The 23,036-nt window shown below is 67.3% G+C and carries 17 protein-coding genes and 3 rRNA genes; 3 read left to right on the forward strand and 17 right to left on the reverse strand.

What is annotated here, in order from left to right; all coding sequences use genetic code 11:
- Positions 1 to 21: 21 nt before the first annotated feature.
- The 10 genes from HKD39_RS10740 to HKD39_RS10785 all read right to left on the reverse strand — a co-directional run bounded on the left by HKD39_RS10740 (position 22) and on the right by HKD39_RS10785 (position 12,875).
- A complete protein-coding gene (locus tag HKD39_RS10740) occupies positions 22 to 324 on the reverse strand; it encodes a hypothetical protein (protein ID WP_171199747.1) in 303 nt (100 codons plus the stop codon).
- Between the two features lie 161 nt (positions 325 to 485).
- Entirely contained in the window at positions 486 to 1,637 is a 1,152-nt protein-coding gene (locus tag HKD39_RS10745; protein ID WP_171199863.1) for an HAD-IIA family hydrolase, read from the reverse strand.
- Positions 1,634 to 2,389: a tetratricopeptide repeat protein gene (locus tag HKD39_RS10750; RefSeq protein ID WP_212754423.1), complete on the reverse strand. Its 756-nt coding sequence runs from the start codon at positions 2,387 to 2,389 to the stop codon at positions 1,634 to 1,636. The genes HKD39_RS10745 and HKD39_RS10750 overlap by 4 nt, the downstream gene beginning before the upstream one ends.
- A 1,242-nt stretch (positions 2,390 to 3,631) precedes the next feature.
- Positions 3,632 to 3,748: ribosomal RNA gene (gene rrf / locus HKD39_RS10755) — 5S ribosomal RNA — on the reverse strand.
- A gap of 95 nt (positions 3,749 to 3,843) precedes the next feature.
- A 23S ribosomal RNA gene (locus HKD39_RS10760) occupies positions 3,844 to 6,950 on the reverse strand.
- A 336-nt stretch (positions 6,951 to 7,286) separates the two neighbouring features.
- Positions 7,287 to 8,803: ribosomal RNA gene (locus HKD39_RS10765) — 16S ribosomal RNA — on the reverse strand.
- The 16S, 23S and 5S rRNA genes sit together here, the layout of an rRNA operon.
- 856 nt (positions 8,804 to 9,659) lie before the next feature.
- Complete coding sequence (gene tyrS, locus HKD39_RS10770) at positions 9,660 to 11,096, reverse strand: tyrosine--tRNA ligase (RefSeq protein WP_171199864.1); 1,437 nt, start codon at positions 11,094 to 11,096, stop codon at positions 9,660 to 9,662.
- An 86-nt stretch (positions 11,097 to 11,182) separates the two neighbouring features.
- Positions 11,183 to 11,941 (reverse strand): DNA-3-methyladenine glycosylase, encoded by a 759-nt coding sequence (locus HKD39_RS10775; RefSeq protein WP_343074675.1) that lies wholly within the window; start codon positions 11,939 to 11,941, stop codon positions 11,183 to 11,185.
- 293 nt (positions 11,942 to 12,234) lie between these two features.
- Entirely contained in the window at positions 12,235 to 12,633 is a 399-nt protein-coding gene (locus HKD39_RS10780; RefSeq protein ID WP_212754424.1) for a type II toxin-antitoxin system VapC family toxin, read from the reverse strand.
- The gene (locus tag HKD39_RS10785) at positions 12,630 to 12,875 is read right to left on the reverse strand and encodes an antitoxin (RefSeq protein ID WP_171199867.1); all 246 of its coding nucleotides are present in this window, start codon (positions 12,873 to 12,875) and stop codon (positions 12,630 to 12,632) included. Before HKD39_RS10785 ends, HKD39_RS10780 begins: the two co-directional genes overlap by 4 nt.
- A gap of 95 nt (positions 12,876 to 12,970) precedes the next feature.
- On the opposite strand from HKD39_RS10785, the gene HKD39_RS10790 reads away from it, so the two are divergent.
- The 3 genes from HKD39_RS10790 (at position 12,971) to HKD39_RS20510 (ending at position 15,241) form a co-directional block, all read left to right on the forward strand.
- Positions 12,971 to 13,438, forward strand: coding sequence for a VOC family protein (locus HKD39_RS10790; RefSeq protein ID WP_171199868.1), 468 nt, complete (start codon positions 12,971 to 12,973; stop codon positions 13,436 to 13,438).
- Positions 13,439 to 13,711: 273 nt separating this feature from the next.
- Complete coding sequence (locus HKD39_RS10795; protein ID WP_171199869.1) at positions 13,712 to 14,476, forward strand: RibD family protein; 765 nt, start codon at positions 13,712 to 13,714, stop codon at positions 14,474 to 14,476.
- A gap of 201 nt (positions 14,477 to 14,677) precedes the next feature.
- Complete coding sequence (locus tag HKD39_RS20510; protein ID WP_171199870.1) at positions 14,678 to 15,241, forward strand: DUF402 domain-containing protein; 564 nt, start codon at positions 14,678 to 14,680, stop codon at positions 15,239 to 15,241.
- Here the strand turns inward: HKD39_RS20510 and argH are convergent.
- The 7 genes from argH to argJ form a co-directional block, all read right to left on the reverse strand.
- Entirely contained in the window at positions 15,202 to 16,680 is a 1,479-nt protein-coding gene (argH, locus tag HKD39_RS10805) for an argininosuccinate lyase (protein ID WP_171199871.1), read from the reverse strand. The genes HKD39_RS20510 and argH overlap by 40 nt on opposite strands.
- A complete protein-coding gene (locus HKD39_RS10810) occupies positions 16,677 to 17,888 on the reverse strand; it encodes an argininosuccinate synthase (RefSeq protein ID WP_171199872.1) in 1,212 nt (403 codons plus the stop codon). Before HKD39_RS10810 ends, argH begins: the two co-directional genes overlap by 4 nt.
- A 95-nt stretch (positions 17,889 to 17,983) precedes the next feature.
- Complete coding sequence (locus HKD39_RS10815; protein WP_171199873.1) at positions 17,984 to 18,505, reverse strand: arginine repressor; 522 nt, start codon at positions 18,503 to 18,505, stop codon at positions 17,984 to 17,986.
- 8 nt (positions 18,506 to 18,513) lie between these two features.
- On the reverse strand, positions 18,514 to 19,434 hold the full coding sequence (argF, locus tag HKD39_RS10820) for an ornithine carbamoyltransferase (RefSeq protein ID WP_171199874.1): 921 nt from the start codon (positions 19,432 to 19,434) through the stop codon (positions 18,514 to 18,516).
- Positions 19,431 to 20,816, reverse strand: a complete 1,386-nt coding sequence (locus HKD39_RS10825; RefSeq protein ID WP_171199875.1) for an acetylornithine transaminase — start codon at positions 20,814 to 20,816, stop codon at positions 19,431 to 19,433. The genes argF and HKD39_RS10825 overlap by 4 nt, the downstream gene beginning before the upstream one ends.
- Complete coding sequence (gene argB, locus HKD39_RS10830) at positions 20,816 to 21,868, reverse strand: acetylglutamate kinase (protein WP_171199876.1); 1,053 nt, start codon at positions 21,866 to 21,868, stop codon at positions 20,816 to 20,818. Before argB ends, HKD39_RS10825 begins: the two co-directional genes overlap by 1 nt.
- Positions 21,865 to 23,028 (reverse strand): bifunctional glutamate N-acetyltransferase/amino-acid acetyltransferase ArgJ, encoded by a 1,164-nt coding sequence (gene argJ / locus HKD39_RS10835; RefSeq protein ID WP_171199985.1) that lies wholly within the window; start codon positions 23,026 to 23,028, stop codon positions 21,865 to 21,867. Before argJ ends, argB begins: the two co-directional genes overlap by 4 nt.
- Positions 23,029 to 23,036 lie beyond the last annotated feature (8 nt).

The following is a 23,036-nucleotide window of genomic DNA, read 5'->3' on the forward strand; positions in this document are numbered from 1 at the left end:
TGTCGCCGGCTGCGGATTCGGTCAGCGTCGCTGGTCACCGGCGTCGGCTGTGCCGGCCAGTGCCGCGGACAGCGCCCGGTGCACCCGCTCGAAGACGCCGATCTGCTCGGCCGGGGCGAGCTGGTCAAGCTCGTCAAGGTCGGCGGCAGCGGCCTGCAGCGGATCCCCGCCGGCGCCCGGCGTGCCGGCCGAGCCTGGGGTTGCCCTGGCCTGATGCGCGGCCCGATCGCTGGACCGGCCGGGTTCGCGCGAGTCGTTGGGCTCGCCGGATTCGCTCGGTGCACTGGCATGGCTGGATGCACCGACATCACGGCCTGGCTGCATGGTTTGTCCTCCGCCGCTGAGACTGCTGACCGCTGACTGCTGGTCGCGCTGGCTTCCCATTGAACTCCAGCGCGAGGAATCCAACGGGATCGAGCAGACGGCCCGAGCGGGACGCCAAGCGATTGCCGGCGGCCGCCGCGGAGCCGTGGCTCAACGGTACGTCAGCCGGAAGCCGGAAACCCGAGCCCGGCCAGCGCTCTGCGCGCCGCCTCGTCGCCGGGACGGATGGCGGGGACGGGCTCGCCTTCCGCGCGGCTCCACACCGCTGCGGCCAACGCGGCGAAGGCGGCCAGCTGCTCACTGGTCTGCTCGCCCGCCTGTTGCCCGGCCTGATCGCCGGCTTGCTCGCCTTCCCGCTTGCCGGGCCGCTGGTCGGCCTGATCGCCGGCTTGCTTGCCGGACCGCTGGTCGCCGGTGGCCGGCGCGGACGAACCGTGCAGCTCCAGCTGGTCGCCGCTGCCGGTCACGGTCCAGCCGGTCGCCCCGTCGATTGCCGGGGTGTCCAGCCTGACCACCTGCTGCGGGTCGGTGAGCCCTGCCAGGTTTTTGGCGAGCCACTGCGGCCGGCGGGAGGGCGGCGCGGCCAGCACGTCCGCTGCGGTATTCACACCGGTGAGCACCATCAACGTCGGCAGCCCTGCGGTGACGCCGGCCTCGATGTCGGTGTCCAGTCGGTCGCCCACCACCAGCGGACGTTCGGCACTGGTGCGCTGCACCGCCGCGTCGAGCAACGCCCGGCCCGGCTTCCCGGCGACCCACGGGCGCAGCCCGGTGGCGGCCTGCAGGGCAGCGACCATCGCGCCGTTGCCCGGCAGCAGCCCGCGATCGGTGGGCAGCGTGACGTCGGTGTTGCACGCCACCCAGTCGGCGCCGGCCCGCAGTGCAAGGCAGGCTTCCGCCAGCTGCGGCCAGCCGGTCTCTGGCGAGTGCCCCTGCACCACGGCGACGGGTTGGTCGGTGAACAGGGCGACCGGCGAGAGTCCAACGGCGGCAACGGCTTCGGCCAGATAGTCCGCTCCGACGACCAGCACTTTGGCGCCCGCTGGATGGCTGGCGGCGAGCAGGTCGGCCGCCGCCTGCGGCGAGGTGAACACCTCATCGGCGGCGGCCGGTACACCCATGTCGGTGAGCGCCTCGGCGACCACCTGCGGGGGCCGGGAGGCGTTGTTGGTGACGAACACCGCCCGCATGCCGTCGGCCTTGGCCGCCTCCAACGCGGTGGGCACGCCGGGGATCACGGTGTGCCCGAGGTAGACGGTGCCGTCCAGGTCGAGCAGCGCGACGTCGAACTGTCGGGACAGCGGTGCCGTCACCGAGAATCCTCGCTGCCGCCGGAACTGTCCGTAGGGGTGCTGTCGGCGCCGGCGGTGGTGGCGCTGTCGGCGCCGGCGCTGGCGGCGCGGCCGCTATCGGTGCCGGCGGTGCCGTGCTCGGCCTGGCGGAGGTGCTGCTGATCAGCATCCGCTGCGGCCGCGTCGTCTGCGGCGCTGTCGTGTGCGGCCGTGTCGTCCGCGGCGGCGGTCGGCGCGGCCAGCTCGGCGATCCGGTCCGCGGCGTCGGTGTCCTCCTCGGCGTCGGCGTCGTAGGCGCGGACGAACCAGGTCAGCGCCTCATCCCGACGCCCGGCGGCCTGCAGCAGGTCGCCGTAGGCGTACAGCAGCCGCGGGTCGGCGTCCGGCTGGGTCACGCCGGCCTGTTCCAAGGCGACCAGCGCCGCGTCGATCTGACCGAGATCGGCCCTGGCGCCGGCGAGGACGACGGTGAGCTCGATGCGTCCGTCGTCGTCGAGCTGTTCGGCCTCGGCGGAACGGCCGAGCTCGAGCGCCCGATCTGGTTGCCCGAGCGCGCGCTCGCTGTCGGCCATCACGGCAAGGTGACCGGGTCCGCCGCCCATCCGCCGGGCTGCCCGCAGCTCGGAGATGGCCTCCTGCCATTGCCCGGCCCGGTAGGCGACCAGCCCGACGGTCTCCCTGACCACCGCGATGCGGCCGCCCTTGGAGCGGGCCGCCCTGGCATGGCGCCAGGCCAGCTCCGGTTCTTCTTCGGCCAGCGCGCTCGCCGCCACCAGATGTCCGGCGACAAACTCGGCGCCGTCCTTGCTCAGGCCGCGCAGATCACGGCGGACGTCGTCGGGAAGCTCGCTCGGCTCGGCCCATTCGGGCAGCTCCGGCCAGGTCGCGTCGATGTCTTCTTCCCGAATTCGGGAGCCGCGCTCGGGCCCGCGATGCTCACCGCGTCGCTCCGGACCCCATCCGGCCCGCCGGTCGCTGGCCCAGCCGCTGCGCCGATCCGAGCGGTCATCGGCGCCGCCGGCCCTGCGGTCGAACCTGCCGCCGCTCGGGCGGTCGAACCGTCGCCCGTCCCGGCCACCGTCGCGGCGATCGGGCCCGTCGGTGCGCGGACGGCCACCGCCACCGAACCCTGCGGAGCGGCCCTGGGTAGCAGGACGGCCCTGCCCGAACGGCCGGTCGCGTGCCTCGGAGCGGCCCGGCCTGTCACCGCCCTCGGGGCGGCGGTCGCTCCTGCCGACATTGCCGCCGGCCTCGCGTCGATCTCCCGGGCCGGCACCCCGCCGATCACCCGGGCCACGCCGTTCGCCCGCGCCGCGACGATCGCCGGCGCCGCGAGCATCGCTGGAGCCGCGCCGATCGCTGAATGCGGAGCGATCTCCCGAGCCCCGGGGCTGGTAGCCACCGCCGCCGGCCGACCGTCCGCGACGCTGGTCGGAATCGCCCCAACTGGGGCGACGGCCGCTGGTACCCCGTCCACCGGCCGCACCACCGTTCCTCGGGTCACGGCGATCGGTGCGGTCGCCGTCCCGGCGTGCCCGGTCGCTCTCGGGACGCCCGTAGCCGGCGCCGGACCTCCCGGCACGGCCGCGCCCGGCGTCGGAGCGGCGGAAACCATCGCCTTCCCGCCTGGCCCTGTCGGTTGCGTCGCCGTCACGCCTGGTCCTGTCGGATACGCCGCCATCCCGGCCGGCCCTGTCGGATGCGTCGCCGTCTTGTCGGCCGCGTCGCTCGGGCCGCGGGAGCCGTTCGCCGCCCCCGGACGGGTCGCCAGCCGCCGCATCGCGAGAAGGCTGGCGTCCACGCGCTGGCTGGCCATCTCTGCTGTCGTCTGCCACGACCACTCCTTCGTCCGGCCCGCCGGCCACGGCGGGTGCGCTTGGCGCTGCACTGCATGCCACCTTCGCAGGTGGCCGCGGCATCCGCTGTTCAGCTACGTCACCCAAGACTGTACAACTGTCCGGAAACGCCAAAAGGGGGAGAACTCGAGTCGAGTTCTCCCCCTTTTGGGAATGATTGTCCGGCGGCGACCTACTCTCCCACACCGTGTCCAGTGCAGTACCATCGGCGCTGAAGGGCTTAGCTTCCGGGTTCGGAATGGGACCGGGCGTTTCCCCTTCGCTATGACCGCCGAAACTCTATGGAATTGTCGGACGATCAGCTCCGCCTAAGTTGGCGGGCGATCGCAGCCCGTAACTCCAGAACTGCACAGTGGACGCGTAGCATTTTTGTGGTAAGTCCTCGGCCTATTAGTACCGGTCAGCTGCACACGTTGCCGTGCTTCCACTTCCGGCCTATCAACCCGGTGGTCTTGCCGGGGGCCTTACTCCATTAAGGATGGGAGTCCTCATCTTGAAACGAGCTTCCCGCTTAGATGCTTTCAGCGGTTATCCCTTCCGAACGTAGCTAACCAGCCGTGCTCCTGGTGGAACAACTGGCACACCAGAGGTTCGTCCGTCCCGGTCCTCTCGTACTAGGGACAGCCTTTCTCAAGACTCCTGCGCGCGCGGCGGATAGGGACCGAACTGTCTCACGACGTTCTAAACCCAGCTCGCGTGCCGCTTTAATGGGCGAACAGCCCAACCCTTGGGACCTACTCCGGCCCCAGGATGCGACGAGCCGACATCGAGGTGCCAAACCATGCCGTCGATATGGACTCTTGGGCAAGATCAGCCTGTTATCCCCGGGGTACCTTTTATCCGTTGAGCGACACCCCTTCCACAAGGTGGTGCCGGATCACTAGTTCCGACTTTCGTCCCTGCTCGATCCGTCGATCTCGCAGTCAAGCTCCCTTTTGCACTTACACTCGAAACCTGATTGCCAACCAGGCTGAGGGAACCTTTGAGCGCCTCCGTTACTCTTTAGGAGGCAACCGCCCCAGTTAAACTACCCACCAGGCACTGTCCCTGATCCGGATTACGGACCTAGGTTAGATATCCAGTACGACCAGAGTGGTATTTCAACGTTGACTCCACACTCACTGGCGTGAATGCTTCAAAGTCTCCCACCTATCCTACACAAGTCGAACCGAACACCAATACCAAGCTATAGTAAAGGTCCCGGGGTCTTTCCGTCCTGCCGCGCGTAACGAGCATCTTTACTCGTAGTGCAATTTCGCCGAGCCTATGGTTGAGACAGTCGAGAAGTCGTTACGCCATTCGTGCAGGTCGGAACTTACCCGACAAGGAATTTCGCTACCTTAGGATGGTTATAGTTACCACCGCCGTTTACTGGGGCTTAAATTCTCAGCTTCGCTCCCGAAGGAACTAACCGGTCCTCTTAACCTTCCAGCACCGGGCAGGCGTCAGTCCATATACGTCGTCTTGCGACTTAGCATGGACCTGTGTTTTTAGTAAACAGTCGCTTCTCGCTGGTCTCTGCGGCCGAAACGTGCTAGCCCGCGAGGGGCTTCACACACCTCGGCCCCCCTTCTCCCGAAGTTACGGGGGTATTTTGCCGAGTTCCTTAACCATAGTTCGCTCGATCACCTTGGTATTCTCTACCTGACCACCTGTGTCGGTTTAGGGTACGGGCCGCTAGGAGCTCGCTAGAGGCTTTTCTCGACAGCATAGGATCACTCTGCTTCGCCTCAATCGGCTATGCGTCAGGTCTCAGATCAACATTGGAGCGGATTTGCCTACTCCAACTACCTACACCCTTACACCAGTATTACCACTGACTGGCGGAGCTACCTTCCTGCGTCACCCCATCGCTTGACTACTACCGGCTCGGGTCGCGCGCTCCCCAGCGCTTCTCCCGAAGGAGAATGCTGGTTCGGGCGCTTAGCATTACCGGGCTCGTCATGGGCGCTCTTTCGCGGGTACGGGAATATCAACCCGTTGTCCATCGACTACGCCTGTCGGCCTCGCCTTAGGTCCCGACTCACCCTGGGCGGATTAACCTGGCCCAGGAACCCTTGGTCATTCGGTGGAGGAGGTTCTCACTCCTCATTCGCTACTCATGCCTGCATTCTCACTCGTGTGGCGTCCACGGCTGGGTTACCCCGCCGCTTCGCTCGCCACACGACGCTCCCCTACCCATCCGTGCGACTGGACCGCATAAGCGGCCGATCACATGCACGAATGTCACGGTTTCGGCGGTGTGCTTGAGCCCCGCTACATTGTCGGCGCGGAACCACTTGACCAGTGAGCTATTACGCACTCTTTAAAGGGTGGCTGCTTCTAAGCCAACCTCCTGGCTGTCTGTGCGACTCCACATCCTTTTCCACTTAGCACACGCTTAGGGGCCTTAACCGGTGATCTGGGCTGTTTCCCTTTCGACTATGAAGCTTAGCCCCCACAGTCTCACTGCCGCGCTCTCACTTACTGGCATTCGGAGTTTGGTTGATTTCGGTAAGCTTGTGGGCCCCCTAGACCATCCAGTGCTCTACCTCCGGTAAGAAACACGCGACGCTGCACCTAAATGCATTTCGGGGAGAACCAGCTATCACGAAGTTTGATTGGCCTTTCACCCCTACCCACAGCTCATCCCCTCCATTTTCAACTGAAGTGGGTTCGGACCTCCACGACGTCTTACCGTCGCTTCATCCTGGCCATGGGTAGATCACTTCGCTTCGGGTCTAGAGCATGCGACTGAATCGCCCTATTCGGACTCGCTTTCGCTACGGCTTCCCCACACGGGTTAACCTTGCCACATACCACTAACTCGCAGGCTCATTCTTCAAAAGGCACGCCGTCACAATCACAAGGATCGCTCCGACGGCTTGTAAGCACATGGTTTCAGGTACTATTTCACTCCCCTCCCGGGGTACTTTTCACCTTTCCCTCACGGTACTTGTCCGCTATCGGTCACCAAGTAGTATTTAGGCTTAGCGGGTGGTCCCGCCGGATTCACAGCGAATTTCACGGGCTCGCTGCTACTTGGGATATCAATCGGGAGGATTCGTGTTTTCGTCTACGGGGGTGTCACCCTCTGTGCCGGATTTTTCCAATGTCCTTCGACTAACACGAGTCTTTCTTACTCCCTGACTGTTCGGCAGAACAGTCAGATTGATCCCACGACCCCGAACGCGCAACGCCTGCCGGCTATCACGCGCGCTCGGTTTAGCCTCTTCCGCTTTCGCTCGCCACTACTAACGGAATCGCGTTTGCTTTCTCTTCCTGTGGGTACTGAGATGTTTCACTTCCCCACGTTCCCTCCGCACACCCTATGTGTTCAGGTGTGGGTGACAGGACATGACTCCTGCCGGGTTTCCCCATTCGGTAATCCTCGGATCTCAGCTCGGTTGGCAGCTCCCCGAGGCTTTTCGCAGCCTCCTACGACCTTCTTCGGCTCTTGGTGCCTAGGCATCCACCATGTGCTCTTAATAACTTGACCACAAAGATGCTCGCGTCCACTGTGCAGTTCTCAAGGTACGGGCGTATCCGAAACCACTCGCCACCGCGGCACCGGCGTCTCGCCGGCCGTTCGGTGGGGTTTCGGCCCGATGAAGAAGCGTCTCGCTCCCTCAGGACCCAACAGCGTACCTACGGCTCTTGCACGCACCTCGTCCGTTCCAGACGGCGAACCGGCTGTACTGAACACGAAGCTTGTGACAAGAACCGAACTAGTCAGTGTTCCACCCATGAGCTCCCGCCGCGAGACGATCGCTCGCGAAACGGGTATGGACCGCTCGGTGCACCAAGTGCTACCGGTCGGCCAAGTGCTCCTTAGAAAGGAGGTGATCCAGCCGCACCTTCCGGTACGGCTACCTTGTTACGACTTAGTCCCAATCGCCAATCCCACCTTCGACGGCTCCCTCCACAAGGGTTGGGCCACCGGCTTCGGGTGTTACCGACTTTCGTGACTTGACGGGCGGTGTGTACAAGGCCCGGGAACGTATTCACCGCAGCGTTGCTGATCTGCGATTACTAGCGACTCCGACTTCATGGGGTCGGGTTGCAGACCCCAATCCGAACTGAGACCGGCTTTTTGGGATTCGCTCCACCTTACGGTATTGCAGCCCTTTGTACCGGCCATTGTAGCATGCTTGAAGCCCAAGACATAAGGGGCATGATGATTTGACGTCATCCCCACCTTCCTCCGAGTTGACCCCGGCAGTCTCTTATGAGTCCCCACCATTACGTGCTGGCAACATAAGACGAGGGTTGCGCTCGTTGCGGGACTTAACCCAACATCTCACGACACGAGCTGACGACAACCATGCACCACCTGTGTACAGACCTTGCGGGGGAACCATCTCTGGAACTTTCCTGTACATGTCAAGCCTTGGTAAGGTTCTTCGCGTTGCATCGAATTAATCAGCATGCTCCGCCGCTTGTGCGGGCCCCCGTCAATTCCTTTGAGTTTTAGCCTTGCGGCCGTACTCCCCAGGCGGGGCGCTTAATGCGTTAGCTGCGGCACGGAGACCGTGGAAGGGTCCCCACACCTAGCGCCCAACGTTTACGGCGTGGACTACCAGGGTATCTAATCCTGTTCGCTCCCCACGCTTTCGCTCCTCAGCGTCAGTATCGGCCCAGAGTCCCGCCTTCGCCACCGGTGTTCCTCCTGATATCTGCGCATTTCACCGCTACACCAGGAATTCCAGACTCCCCTACCGAACTCTAGTCTGCCCGTATCGAATGCAGGCCCGAGGTTAAGCCTCGGGTTTTCACATTCGACGCGACAGACCGCCTACGAGCTCTTTACGCCCAATAATTCCGGACAACGCTTGCACCCTACGTATTACCGCGGCTGCTGGCACGTAGTTGGCCGGTGCTTCTTCTGCTCCTACCGTCACTTGCGCTTCGTCAGAGCTGAAAGAGGTTTACAACCCGAAGGCCGTCATCCCTCACGCGGCGTCGCTGCATCAGGCTTTCGCCCATTGTGCAATATTCCCCACTGCTGCCTCCCGTAGGAGTCTGGGCCGTGTCTCAGTCCCAGTGTGGCCGGTCGCCCTCTCAGGCCGGCTACCCGTCGTTGCCTTGGTAGGCCATTACCCCACCAACAAGCTGATAGGCCGCGGGCCCATCCCTAGCCGAAAAACTTTCGACCTTCAAAGATGCCTTCGAAGGTGATATCCGGTATTAGACCCGGTTTCCCGGGCTTATCCCAGAGCTAGGGGCAGGTTGCCCACGTGTTACTCACCCGTTCGCCACTCGAGTACCCCCGAAGGGGCCTTTCCGTTCGACTTGCATGTGTTAAGCACGCCGCCAGCGTTCGTCCTGAGCCAGGATCAAACTCTCCATTGAATGTCATATAACCGTGCCCGGTCTCCCGAGCCGATCAACACAATGAAGATCGGTGCTGCTGCACCTGATCACTGGTCCACTTGCGAGCTGGACTGCTCGTTTTTGTGTACCAAAGGAATCCCGCCTGGCTGTCCGGACTACGGCGTGTCGCCGAGCCGTCTGCCAGGCCGGGGGTAAATAATTGGCACTGACTTTCGGTACGCTGTTGAGTTCTCAAGGAGCGGACGCGCACCCATACTTGGCCTCTCGGCCGTTTTGGGGGCAACCCGATCAACGTTACCCGGTGCGGGGCGCGGTGTCAAACCGCCCGTCCCGGGGCCCTGTGACCGGAGGATCTCCGGTGGCGCCTTCGTTGGACACCCAGGAACCCCGCTCTCCTGCCACTGGACGCGGCTGTTGAGCGTGGTACCTGCTCAGGGGGTTTGCTCGCGGGCGGTTTGGGTGCCGGTTGCTCTGCTGCTGTCGCAGCTGGCCTCCTGGCTCTCCCTGCCGGTCTCCCCGCGGGCATCGACTAAGTTACGGGCAGATGAAGCGCTACGCAAATCCGCAGGTCATCGGCCATGCCCTCGTCGTTTGTGCTGGTCAGACTGCTGGGTATAACGGGGTGTCGGCGCGAGTCATTCCCGGATCTCGCTGTGACCCCGCTCACACCTCGGGAGATTCTTGCGTCTGCGACGCACCCGGAATGCGGTTTCTCCATCGATCCCGCTGGTCAGCCTGATGATCGACGGCCAAGCCGGCTAACAACCGGCTTTCCGCCGGGAACAGCCGTTCGTCCAACGAGACCCGTCCAACAACGGCCCGCCAGCGAGCCGCCAGCGAAACCGCCCGTCACCAGGCGCTGGCCGCCCGCGGATCAGGCGTCATGTTCGATCTCAACGCCGGCCACCGCGCGCTTCCCGCGGCGCAGCACCGCATAGCGACCGTGCAGCAGCTCCCTCGCATCGGGGACGGCGTCGGCATCGGCAAGGCGGTGGTTGTTCAGGTAGGCGCCACCCTCGGCAACGGTGCGTCGCGCCTCGGACAGCGACTTGACCAGGCCGGCACCCTGCAGCAGGTGCGCAACGGAGGCGTCCGGCGCCGCCGTCGTCAGCCCGACCTCGGTGAGCGCCGCTCGCAGCGTTGCTTCGTCGAGGTCGGCGAACTCGGCGCGACCGAACAGGGCCGCTGCTGCCTTGTTGGCGGCGTCGACAGCATCGGCGCCGTGCACCAGCGTGGTGACGTCATCGGCCAGCACGTGTTGTGCCCTGCGGGCCTGCGGCTGGTCCAGGGTCGCCTGCTCCAGCTCGGCGATCTCGTCCGGCGTGCGATCGGTGAACACCCGCAGCAACTGCCCGACCTGGCTGTCGTCAACGGTCAGCCAGTACTGATGGAAGGCGTAGGGACTGGTCAGCTCCGCGGACAGCCAGATGGCGTTGCCCTCGGTCTTGCCGATCTTCCGGCCGGCCGCATCGGTGATCAGCGGCGTGGCCAGCAAGTGCACGCTGACGCCCTCGGCGCGGTGAATGAGGTCGGCTCCGGCGGTGAGGTTGCCCCACTGATCCTGCCCGCCGGTCTGCAGCGTGCAGCCGTACTCGCGGTACAGATGCAGAAAGTCCAGCGCCTGCAGCAACTGGTAGCTGAACTCGGTGTAGTTGATCCCGCTGTCGCTGGACATCCGCGCCGCCACCGCTTCCTTGCGGAGCATGGTGTTGACCCTGAAGTACTTGCCGATGTCCCGCAGGAAGTCGATGGCGGACAGCGGGGCCGTCCAGTCGAGGTTGTTGACCATCCGTGCCGGGTTCTCACCCGCGAAGTCGAGGAACGGGCGCACCTGCTGCTGGATGCCCGTCACCCACTCCGCGGTCTGCTCCTTGGTCTTCAAGGTCCGCTCGGCGTCGGGTTTCGGATCGCCGATCAACCCCGTCGAGCCGCCGACGAGGCAGATCACGTGATGGCCGGCGCGCTGCAGCTTGCGCAGCAGGATCAACTGCACCAGGTGCCCGAAGTGCAGGCTCGGCGCGGTCGGGTCGAATCCGGCGTACACGGTGACCGGGCCGGCGGCGAGGTGTTCGGCAAGGGCCTGCTCGTCGGTGCTCAGTGCGATCAGTCCGCGCCAGCGCAGCTCGTCCAGCACCCCGGATCCGTTGGGAGCGTTGCCTTTTGGAGCGTTGCCTTCTGGAGCGTTGCTTTCTGGAGCTCCGGCCGGCTGCGCACCGGCGGGCTCGGCCGAGGTCGCGGTCGCGGTCGGTTCGCCAGTGGGCGCGTCAGCGGGAGCGGCTGCGGTGGCGGTGTCGGTCAACTCCGTGCTCATGACGACGATTCTCCCATCGCACGCTGCTCGGGTTTGTTGGGCGCGCTCGGTCTTGGATGTTGCGCAGGAGTTGGGTGCCTGCGACGTCACGCCCGCGGGTGTTGCGGCCCGGCGGCCGGCGCCCGGGGCGACCTTCGGTACGGCGTCACGCTCGGCTCGTCCGGAATCCAGAACCGCAGCGGCAGGTCGGCGGCCTTGCTGATGCCCACCCGCGGACCGACCGCGATCTCCGCAGCAGGCTCGCCGGAGAGCAGCCGCACCGGGCTGGCCGGGGCGAACAGGTCGGCTCCGCTGTCGGCGCCGGTCACCCCGAGCACGGCGGCCAGGTTGGCCGGGCCGCGGGCCAGCGCCCACGGCTTGGTGCCGACCGGACGACGCTGTGCCGCCAGCTCAGCGCCGGCCACCACCGCACCGGCGCGCAGCAGCACCGCAGAGGCAGACTCGTCCGGGCCGGTGACGAGGTTGGCGCACCAGTGCATGCCGTAGGAGAAGTACACATACAGATGCCCGGGCGGTCCGTACATCACGGCACTGCGCGGCGTGCGCCGAAACGCGTGCGAGGCGGGGTCGTCCGGCCCGAGATAGGCCTCCACCTCGGTGAGCCGGATCGCAATCCGCCGCTCCCCCGATCCGGCGGTTATCAGCGCACCGAGTAGCCGCGGCGCCGCCACATCGGCGCGCTCGGCCAGCAGGTCGCGCTGCAGCGGCTCCGACGCTCGGACCACTGGCTGATCCTTGCGCTGATCCTTGGGCTGATCCGTCGTGTGGTCGCGGGTCTGATCCGGGTGCTGCTCCAGGTTCTGATGAGGGACGGCGCCCTGGCTCGGCTCTGCTCGACGGGGCACGGCCGCAGGATAGCTGCGGCGGGGCGGCACAACCCATGACCACCCCCCAACCGGCACTGCTCGGCATCGGCCAGGCGCCGCGGCAGGCTGTTCGGGATTCACCCGCTCGGTACGACGCCGCGCTGTCGCGCCGGCTCGTCGAAGCCCCGACGACGTCGAGGGTGGCGCCGCGCTGGGCGTCGAGGAAGTGGCGAGAGCGGCGGCCTCCGTGGTCGGCGCATTCCTTACTTGACGGTCCTTGACGGTCATGACCGGGTGAGCCTCATCGCTCGGCAGCCGCCAACTCCGGCATCTCAGGCGATGCGATCCAGGTCGAGAAATCGGTCGAAGCCGCGGTCGAAGGTGAAGATCCTGTGAACGTCGTTGGTTCGCATGGAAGCCACGTGCAGGGCAGCGCGGGCTCCCACCCGCCGGCCTTCCACCATCATGTTCTTGGCAGCACGGACCTCCGTCATTCCGATCGGGAACACCTCATCGACCAAGCCTTCAAGGGTGGCAAACGCGGGCTGGACCGCGTCCGGTCGATCGATGGCGCCGTAACGGTGCAGAATCTCCTGAAACACCTCGGCATCGGTGGCCAGGGGCGTATCGGCAAGCACGAGTTCGTCAAGAACGATCTGGCTGCGTTGCCGGTTGGGATGCGCTCCGCCGATGAGGTACACCACGATGTTGGCGTCGAGAAAGACTGTCACGCCTGGTATCCGCGTTCAGTTTCGGCCAGCAGCTGATCGATGTCCCCGGTGGGGAAGTCGTGTACCAACACTGACCGCAGGACCGCAAGTTTGCGGGCGCTGCTGGCCTTCGGTTGTTGGCGGCGTGCCTCTCGGAGCGCCCGGCGAACCCAATGCGACACAGTTTCGCCGTCCCGCCTGGCAGCGGACTCCAGATCGGCGTATTCAGCATCGTCCATCACTACCTGCAGCCGCTTACTCATCCACTGAGTATGCCATCAGCGTGCCTTGATCAGCTCCTCCCAGCTGACGGGACGGGCTGAGCAGGCTGTCGGTGGTGCTGCTCATGATGATGGGCATGACGATTCGTGAGGTGCAGGTGACCATCGACGCACTCGATCCACGCGCGCTCTCCAGCTTCTGGCAGCAGGCGCTGGGGTACGCGTTCCCGCCGCCGCCCGGCGTCGAGCTGGCGGCGGGAGCCGACCCGCTCGCCGCCTGGGACGTGTTCCTCGAGCAGGCGGGTGTTCCGCCGGAACAGCGCAACAGCTCGAGCGCAATCGTCGATCCCACCGGCAAGGGTCCGCGGGTGTTCTTCCAGCAAGTGCCGGAGAGCAAGCAGGTCAAGAACCGCCTGCATCTGGATGTGCGGGCCGCGCCGGGCCTGGCCGGCGACGAGCGGATGGCCGCCCTGGAGGTTGAGGCGGATCGGCTGGTCGCGCTGGGTGCCAGCCGGATCCAGCGGTTCGAACCGGACCCGGCGCGGCTGAGCACCGGCTGGATCGTGATGGCAGATCCAGAAGGCAACGAGTTCTGCCTTGACTGAGCCTGGAGTAGGCCTTGGTCCGCGCCGCAGCTGCCGCCGGCTGCCGGGAATCCGAAAGCCCGTGTCGGGCTCGCCAGCGTCGGGGCACCAACGTGGTGCACCAGCGTGAGTGCACCAGCGTGAGTGCACGAGCATCGGGGCACCGGTGTCGGACCGGCCTGCTATCCCTGCGGGATGACCAACTCTGACGCGGCCAGTCCCGGCTCGACTTCCGGCTCGACTCACCACTCGGCGCCAGATACCGCACCGACAGGCGGCCGTCCAACCGTCATCATGTCGCTCGGAGCCAGCGCCGACGGCAAGATCACGCTGCATCGAGACCGGATCCTGCTCAGGCCCGAGCACCGCCGAGTCTGGGCGTCACTGTCGCAGGACGATGCCGGGCCGCCGGTGGAGCAGCGGCTCGATGTGCAGGCAACGCTGGAGGGCTCGGGCTCGCTGGTGGATCACGACGCCGGGCCGCTCACCGGGCTGCCGGCGCCGACCGCCGATCCCGCCGAACTCCACACCCACCACCTGCCCCCGTCCGTGGTGGACGACCCGGCGCGCCGGTACTGGTTCGCCGCCGTCAACGGCCGCGGCCGGGTTCGCTGGCAGCAGGAGAACCCGCCCGGCTGGGCCGTCCTCGTGTTGGTCTGCCGGAGCACACCGCTCGACTACCTGCAGTGGCTGCGGCAACGTTCGATCTGTTATCTGGTTGCCGGCGCGGAACAGGTGGACCTCCCGTCGGCCCTGGACGCGCTCGGTGACGAACTGGGGATCACCCGGCTGGCGTCGACCGCGGGCGGATCGCTGAACGCCGCGCTGTTGCGAGCCGGGCTGATCGACGAGGTGGAGTTGACGCTGTTCCCTGCGCTCGTCGGCGGCGCCGACACGCCAACCATTCTCGACGGAACGCCGCTGGGCCCGGAGCAGCTGCCGACCCGGCTTGAGCTGTTGGCGTCCGAGGTGATGCCGCGCGGCACCGTGCGGCTGAGATATCGCGTCTCGGCATCGGCATCAGCATCGGCATCGGCATCGGCATCGGCCGGTGACTGAGGCGGTCGGTGGCCGAGCCGGCCGATCCTCAGCGTGTCCGGTCCTCAGCGTGGCCGGTGCCGGGAGCGGACAGTGCGGCAGCGCCCAGCGTGGCGGTCCTGACGGTCGCTGATGTCTGAGCCGACGCGACGCTCACCGCCGCCCGGCCCGGAGCAGCCCGGGCCGGCTGGCGGCACCCAAAGCGCGCCGACACCGGTGCGGGTGCGGTCGCGCAAGTGGGACGGCACGCCGCACCGCGACAACTGGACGTGGCAGCTTGGTTCCGACGAATACGGGCGGTGGCTGTGGATGCCGGACAACACCCCGGTGCTGACCAGCCGCGAAACTTATCCTGAAACCTTTTCTGCGGTAGCGGGTTTGCGCTTCTTCCCGCACGACGCCGCCGGCGCGCCCCGCACCGACTGGTCGGCGTTCATGGTGCCGGCGCATGCCGCCCGCCAGCGGCCGCAGCAGCTGTACTGCGACGTCACCTGTGCGCTGTCCGCCGGTCAGGGCCTGATCGAGTTCATCGACCTCGATCTTGACGTCGAGCAGCTCGGGACGGGGCCGGTCCGGGTGCTGGACGACGACGAGTTCGAGACGCGCCGCCGCGCGATGCGATACCCGGAGCCGGTGGCACAGCGCGCCCGCACCACCGCCGCCGAGTTGGTCCGGCTGATGCGGCGTCCGGCGGAACCGTTCGCCGGGCGGTGGCGGAGCTGGTTACGGCTGGCAGCCGCCGGCGACTATCCGGAGCTGCCGGCGCCCGCGACGGTTCCGGCCTGATCCCGCTCGGCCCACTGCCGGTCGGCCGCGACCCGGTCCCGCAGCTGGGCCAGCTGCTCGGCAACCCTGACCGGGGCGGTGCCACCGAGCCCGTCCCTGGCCGCCAGCGACCCGGCGACCGTCAGTACCGACCGCACCTGCGGCGTCAGCGCAGGGTGTATGCCGGCGAACTCCGTATCGGTCAGCTGATCCAGCTCTCGGTCGGTGGACTCGGCCAGCGCTACGCACTCCCCGGCCGCCTCGTGCGCGACCCGGAACGGCACCTCCGCCTTCACCAGGAACTCGGCGATGTCTGTGGCCAGCGAGAAGCCTTGCGAGGCAGTGGCTTCCAGCCGCGGCAGGTTCCAGGTCAGGGTGGCGGTCAGTCCGGTGATGGCCGGCAGCATCAGCTCCAGCTGGGTGACGGAGTCGATCAGCGGCTCCTTGTCCTCCTGCAGATCCCGGTTGTAGGCCAGCGGCATCCCCTTCAACGTTGCCAGCAGCCCGGTGAGGTTGCCGATCAACCGGCCGGCCTTGCCGCGCACCAACTCTGCGATGTCCGGGTTCTTCTTCTGCGGCATGATCGACGAGCCGGTCGAGTAGCCGTCGTGCAGCCTCAGATAGCCGAACTCGGCGGTGGCGAACACGATGATCTCCTCGGCCCAGCGGGACAGATCGACCGCCAGCATGGAGAACGCAAAAGCCAGCTCGGCCGCGAAGTCTCGGGAAGCCGTTGCGTCGATGGAGTTTTCGGCGGGCCGGGACAGCCCGAGCTGCGTGGCCACCAGCGCCGGGTCGAGCCCGAGCGTTGAACCGGCCAGTGCGCCCGACCCGTACGGCGAGACGTCGTGCCTTGCGTCCCAGTCCCTGATCCGGTCGACATCGCGCCCCAGCGCCTGGACGTGGGCGGCGAGCAGATGCGCCAGCAGCACCGGTTGGGCATGCTGGAAGTGCGTGCGGCCGGCCATCGGTGCGGCTCCGGCAGTCGTCGCCTGCTCGAGCAGTGCCGCCTGCAGATCCGTGACGGCGAAGGCGATCCGGCGGGCCGCGTCCCGCAGATAGAGCCGGTACAGCGTGGCCACCTGGTCGTTGCGGGAGCGTCCGGCACGGAGCTTGCCGCCCAGCTCCGGCCCCGCGAGGTCCAACAGGCCACGTTCCAGCGCGGTGTGCACATCCTCGTCCGAAGGCAGCGGAACGAAACTGCCGTCGGCAACAGCCGCGGCGAGCCGGTCTAGCGCCGACGTCATCCCGGCCAGTTCGTCATCATTGAGCAGTCCGGCGGCGTGCAGCGCGACGGCGTGCGCGCGGGAGCCGGCAATGTCGTAGGGCGCCAACACCCAATCGAACTGCGTGCTCCGGCTGATCGCTTCCAGCGCCGGCGCCGGCCCCGAGGCAAATCGCCCGCCCCACAACTGGACCGGCGGTTGCCCGGGCTGATCCTGGGCGCCAGGGGTTGTCACGACTTGTCGCCGGACAGCCGCTGGTCCCTGGCCGCCGCTGTCTTGATGTTCAGACCCCACAGCCGGACGAAACCCTTGGCCAGCGACTGGTCGAAGGTGCTCTCGGCGTCGTAGGTGGCCAGGTGGTAGTCGTAGAGCGAGGCGTCGCTGCGCCGCCCGGTCGGCACCGCACGGCCACCGTGCAGCACCATCCGGATCTCGCCGGAGACGTAGCGCTGGGTGTCGGCGATGAACGCGTCGAGGCTCTGCTTGAGCGGCGAGTACCAGAGCCCGTCGTACACCAACTCCGACCAGCGGGCCCCGACCTGACGCTTGAACCTGGCCTGTTCCCGCTCCAGGGTGACGTTCTCCAGCTCGCGATGTGCGGTGATCAATGCCATCGCCCCAGGCGCCTCGTAGACCTCACGGGACTTGATGCCGACCACCCGGTCCTCCACCATGTCGATCCGGCCGATGCCCTGCGCGCCGGCCCGCCGGTTCAACTCCTCGATGGCCTGCAACACACTCACCTGCTTGCCGTCGATGGCGACCGGCACCCCGGCCTCGAAGCGAATGGTCACCTCGTCCGGATCCCTTGGCGTGTCGGGGTTCTGGGTGTAGCTGTAGAGGTCTTCGATCGGCGCGTTCCAGATGTCCTCGAGGAAGCCGGTCTCCACCGCGCGGCCCCAGACGTTCTGGTCGATCGAGTAGGGGTTGCTCCGGGTGGTCTCGATCGGCAGCTCCTTCTCTTCGGCGAAGATGATCGCCTTGTCCCGGCTCATCCCGGAATCCCTCACGGGCGCAAGGATTTTCAGATCGGGGGCCAGCGCACCGATGGACACCTCGAAGCGGACCTGGTCGTTGCCCAGACCGGTACAGCCGTGGGCGACCGTGTCGGCACCGAACTCCCTGGCCGCCTGCACCAGGTGCTTGGCGATCACCGGCCGGGACAGCGAACTGACCAGCGGGTAGGTGTCCATGTACAGCGCGTTCGCCTGCAGGGCAGGCAGGCAGTACTCGTCGGCGAACTCGTCGCGCATGTCGGCGACGACGGCCTCGACCGCGCCGCAGGCCAGCGCCCGCTGCCTGATGATCTCCATGTCTTCGCCGCCCTGTCCGACATCGCCTGCCACACAGATGATCTCGGCTCCGGTGGCGTGGGCGAGCCAGCCGATGGCCACCGAGGTGTCCAGTCCGCCGGAATAGGCCAGCACAATCCGCTGGGTCATGGTGATCGCTTCTCCTGAAGTCTGTTCGGGTTTCGGGTTCTGCTGCTGATCGGTCGGGTGCTGATCGGTTGGGTGCGGCGGTTTGGGGGGCGGTGTCAGCCGTCGGACAGCTGTTGCAGGAAGGCTCCCACGTCCTGGCCGGACAGCCCCTCGCGGGCCACCACCAGCACGGTGTCGTCGCCGGCGATGGTGCCGGCCACATCGGGCAGCGCCGCCCGATCGAGCGCTGATGCCAAGAACTGCGCGGCGCCGGGCGGGGTACGCAGCACCGCGAGGTTGCCAGACGCCACCCACGAGATCAGCAGCTCTTCAAGGAGTCTGCTGACTTTCGCGGTGCCGCCGGCCGGCCGGACCTCACCGTCTTGGGGTATCCGGTACACCGGGGCTCCGCCGTCGACACCACGGAGCTTGACCGCACCAAGTTCCTCCAGGTCACGGGAAAGGGTGCCCTGGGTGACGACGATGCCGGCGTCCTGCAGCAGCTGCAGCAACTGGCTCTGGGACTGCACCGGGTGGCTGTTGATCAACGCCTCGATGCGCGCCTGTCGCGCCGTCTTGGTCGGGATGGTGTTGCCCCCCGCCGAGCCGGCTGAGCCGCCGATCGTTGCTCTGTTCATGCTCGCCGTCACCGGTGCGCCAGCAGATGGGTGAGCAGCGCCTTCTGCGCGTGCAGTCGGTTCTCGGCCTCGTCCCAGACGGCCGAGGCGGGTCCGTCGATCACTTCGTCGGTGATCTCCCAGCCACGGTGCGCCGGAAGACAGTGCAGGACAATGGCTTCCGGGTCGGCTCGGCCGAGCAGCTCGGTGTTGATCTGATAGGGCCGGAACGGCCCGACTCGATCCAGCCCGTCATTCTCCTGGCCCATCGACGTCCACGCGTCGGTCACCAGGACGTCGGCACCGTCGACGGCGGCCTGCGGATCGCTGATCTGCTCGACCGACCCGCCGGTCTCGGCCGCCCTGGTCTTGGCGTCGACCAACACCTGCGGGTCCGGCTCGAAGCTCGTCGGTGCGCTGACCCTGACGTGCATCCCGGCGTTGGCGCCGCCGAGCAACAACGAGTGGGCCATGTTGTTGGCCCCGTCGCCGAGGTAGGTGACGGTGAGGCCGGCCAGCTTGCCGCGGCGCTGCCGGACGGTCTGCAGATCGGCCAGCACCTGGCACGGGTGGAACTCGTCGGTGAGGGCGTTGACCACCGGCACGGCGGAAACGCTGGCCAGCGCATCGATCCGGCGCTGCGCGAACGTTCGGATGGCGACGGCGTCGACATACCGGGACAACACCCTCGAGGTGTCTTCGATGGTCTCCTCCCTGCCGAGCTGGCTGGTGCGCCCGTCGATGATCACCGGTTGACCGCCGAGCTGCGCAATTCCCACCTCGAACGACAGCCGGGTCCTGGTGGAGTTCTTCTCGAAGACAACGGCGATCGCCTTGCCCTGCAGCGATTTCTCGGCATGCCGGTCGGCCGCGTAGCGGTCGGCGAGGTCCAACACCGCCAGCAGCTCGTCCGGCTGCAGATCGTCGTCGCGCAGAAAGTGTTTGCTCATGCTGGGTTGTCCTCGGAGGTGGTGGCGTGGGTCTGCCGGGCCGGCGGCCGGCCCGGTTCGGCCGCGGTGAGCAGGCCGGGTAGCGCCGCCAGGAAGTCGTCGGCCTGCGCGCTGGTCAGGATCAGCGGGGGCGCCAGCCTGATCACGTTCGGGGCGGGTGCGTTGAGCAGGAAGCCGGCGCGTTGGGCGGCCGAGACCACGGCGGCCGCAACGGGTTCGGTCAGCATGATGCCGAGCAGCAAACCGCTGCCGCGGACGCCGGCGAGCAGCGGATGGTTCAGCTCTTCGATGCCCTGGGCCAGCCGCTTGCCGACCGACTGCACCCCGTCGAGCAGTCGCTGGTCTGCGATGGTGGTCAGCACGGCGAGCGCCGCGGCCGCACAGACCGGGTTGCCGGCGAAGGTGGACCCGTGCAGACCCGGCGTCAGCAGAGCGGCGGCGGCACCGAATCCGATCACGGCACCGATCGGCATCCCGCCACCGAGTCCTTTGGCCAGGGTCACCAGGTCCGGAACGATTCCGTGCTGTTGAAAGGCGAACCAGTGGCCGGTGCGCCCGACACCGGTCTGGATCTCGTCAAGAATCAGCAGCGCGCCGGCGTCGGCGGTGATCGCCCTTGCCCTGGCCAGATAGTCGTCCGGCGGAACGTTGACGCCGGCTTCGCCCTGGATCGGTTCGACGACGAACGCGGCGACCTGGTCGGGATCGGCGGCGACCGCTGCCTGCAGAGCGTCGGCGTCGCCGTAGTCGACGAACTCGACGCCCGGCACCATGGGCGCGAACGGTTGTTGCTTGCTCGGCTGCCCGGTGAGCGCCAGCGCGCCCATGGTGCGGCCATGGAAACCGTTGTGGGTACTGATGATCCGGCTGCGTCCGGTCAGCCGGGCGATCTTGAACGCCGCCTCGTTGGCCTCGGTACCCGAGTTGACGAACAGCACCCGCCCGTCGTGTTCGGCAGCGCCGGAGATGTCGAGCAGGCGCTCCGCCAGGTCCAGCAGCACCGGGTGTGCATACAGGTTCGAGGTATGCCCGATGGTGGCGATCTGCCGGCTGACCGCCTGCACCACCGCGGGATGGGCGTGGCCCAGCGCGTTCACCGCAATGCCGCCGAGCAAGTCGAGATACTCCCGCCCGTCCGCGTCGGTGACGACGGCGCCTTCCCCTGACACCAGCTCCAGCTGCGGCGTCGCATAGTTGCTCATCAGGCTCGCCTGCCAGCGCTGCGCGCCGGCGGCACTGGCCGCGCCGGCGGCACTGGCCGCGCCGGCGGCACTGGCCGCGCCGGCGGCACTGGCCGCGCCGGCGGCACTGGCCGCGCCGGCGGCATTGGCCGCGCCGGCGGTGGCGGGAACGACGGACTCTGCCGTCGGCTGCTGGCTCATCAGGTTGCCTCCTGTTCTGCTGCCAGATGGTTTTCGGAAGCGGGGTGCTGCTCGGGTGCGAACGGCGCGGACCTCGGTGCGCCGGACGGCTGGGCGGAAAGCGGCGGCGCGCCGGGCGGCGGGTCGGGCAGCACCATGGTCCCGACGCCGGTGCTGGTGACGATCTCCAGCAGCACCGAGTGCGCCACCCTGCCGTCGATGACGTGCGCGGCGGCAACGCCATCGTCCACCGCCCGCAGCGCGCCCTCCATCTTCGGCACCATGCCCGATTCCAAGCGCGGCAACAACTCTCGCAGCCGAGCTGCCGAGATGGTGGAGAGCAGCGAGGAACGGTCCGGCCAGTCGGCGTACAGGCCCTCGACGTCGGTGAGCATCACCAGCTTCGCGGCGTCCAACGCCACTGCCAGCGCCGCGGCCGCGGTGTCGGCATTGACGTTGTGCACCACACCGTCTGCGTCGGGCGCAACGGTCGCGATCACCGGGATGCGGCCGGCGTCAAGCAGATCGGTGACGGCCGCGGTGTTGACGTCGACCACATCGCCGACCAGGCCGATATCGTGCTGCGCCCCGTTCACGGCCACGGTACGGCGGGCCGCGGTGAACAAGCCGGCGTCCTCACCGGACATCCCGACGGCGTACGGGCCGTGAGCGTTGATCAGCCCGACCAGCTCGCGGCCCACCTGTCCGAGCAGCACCATCCGCACCACATCAAGGGTTTCGGCTGTGGTCACCCGGAAGCCGCCCTTGAACTCCCCGGCGATGCCGAGCCGCGACAGCATCGCCGATATCTGCGGGCCGCCGCCGTGCACCACCACCGGCCGCACCCCGATGGCGCGCAGGTACACCATGTCGGCGGCGAACGCGGCTTTGAGCGCATCGTCGGTCATGGCGTTGCCGCCGTACTTGATCACCATCGTCCTACCGGCGAACCGCTGCAGCCACGGCAGGCTGTCAATCAACACCTCGGCCCGTTTGGCAACGGCCGCAAGGTCTTCCGGCTGCCGGCCGGTGGTGCCGAAGGACGGAGCAGAGGCAGTGCGGGTGTCGGTCATGTCGAGTACGCCGAGTTCTCGTGCACGTAGGCGTGGGACAGGTCGTTGGTGTGGATGGTGACGGTGTCGACGCCGGCATGCAGGTCGATCACCACATGTACCTGCCGGCCGGTGAGGTCGACGCCGGCGCGGTCGGCCGCGGCCTGTCCGCCCCGGCATACCCAGACACCGTTGATCGCGACGTCGAGAAGGTCGGGACCGAAGGCCGCGTCGGTGGTGCCGACGGCGGCGAGAATCCTTCCCCAGTTCGGGTCCTCGCCGAAGAAGGCGGTCTTCACCAGGTTGTTGCGAGCCACCGCCCTGCCCACCTGGGTTGCATCGTTCTCGTCGGCGGCGCCGATCACCTCGATGGCGATCTCCTTGGTGGCGCCTTCGGCGTCGGCCAGCAGTTGGGCGGCCAGGTCGGCACAGGCCCGGCGCAGCGCCGCGGCCAGCACCGCCGGCGCCGGCCGGGTTCCGCTGGCCCCCGAGGCCAGCAGCAGCACGGTGTCGTTGGTGCTCATGGCACCGTCGGAGTCAAGCCGGTCGAAGGTGACGGCGGTGGCAGCGCGCAGCGCCGTGTCGAGTTCGCTCGGTTCGGCCACCGCGTCGGTGGTGAGCACCACCAACATGGTGGCCAGCCCCGGGGCCAGCATCCCCGCACCCTTGGCCATCCCACCAACGACGAAGCCGTCGGCCTGCACCACAACGGTTTTCGCCCTGGTATCCGTCGTCATGATGGCAGCGGCGGCCTGCCGGCCGGCGGCAGCACCGGCGGCCAGAGCCGCGGCGGCACTGTCGATGCCGGGCAGCAGCTTGTCCATCGGCAGGCGCTCGCCGATCAGGCCGGTGGAGCACACCGCCACCTGCTGCGGAGCGCACCCGAGATCGGCAGCCAGCCGCTCGGCCGAGGCCACGGTGTCGGCGTAGCCCTCGGGTCCGGTGCAGGCGTTGGCAGCGCCGGAGTTCAGCAGCACCGCCAACAGCCGGCCGCTCGGAGCGCCGAGTACCTGCCTGGTCCAGCGCACCGGGGCGGCCTGCACCCGGTTGCCGGTGAAGACGGCCGCCGCGGCGTCGGACGGCCCGTCGTTGACCACGACGGCAACATCGGCGGCGCCGCTCGATTTCAGCCCGGCGCTCACCCCGGCCGCGCGGAAGCCTTGCGGCGCAGTGACTCCCACCAGTTCCG

Source organism: Nakamurella aerolata (assembly GCF_013002705.1).
Lineage (GTDB): Bacteria > Actinomycetota > Actinomycetes > Mycobacteriales > Nakamurellaceae > Nakamurella > Nakamurella aerolata.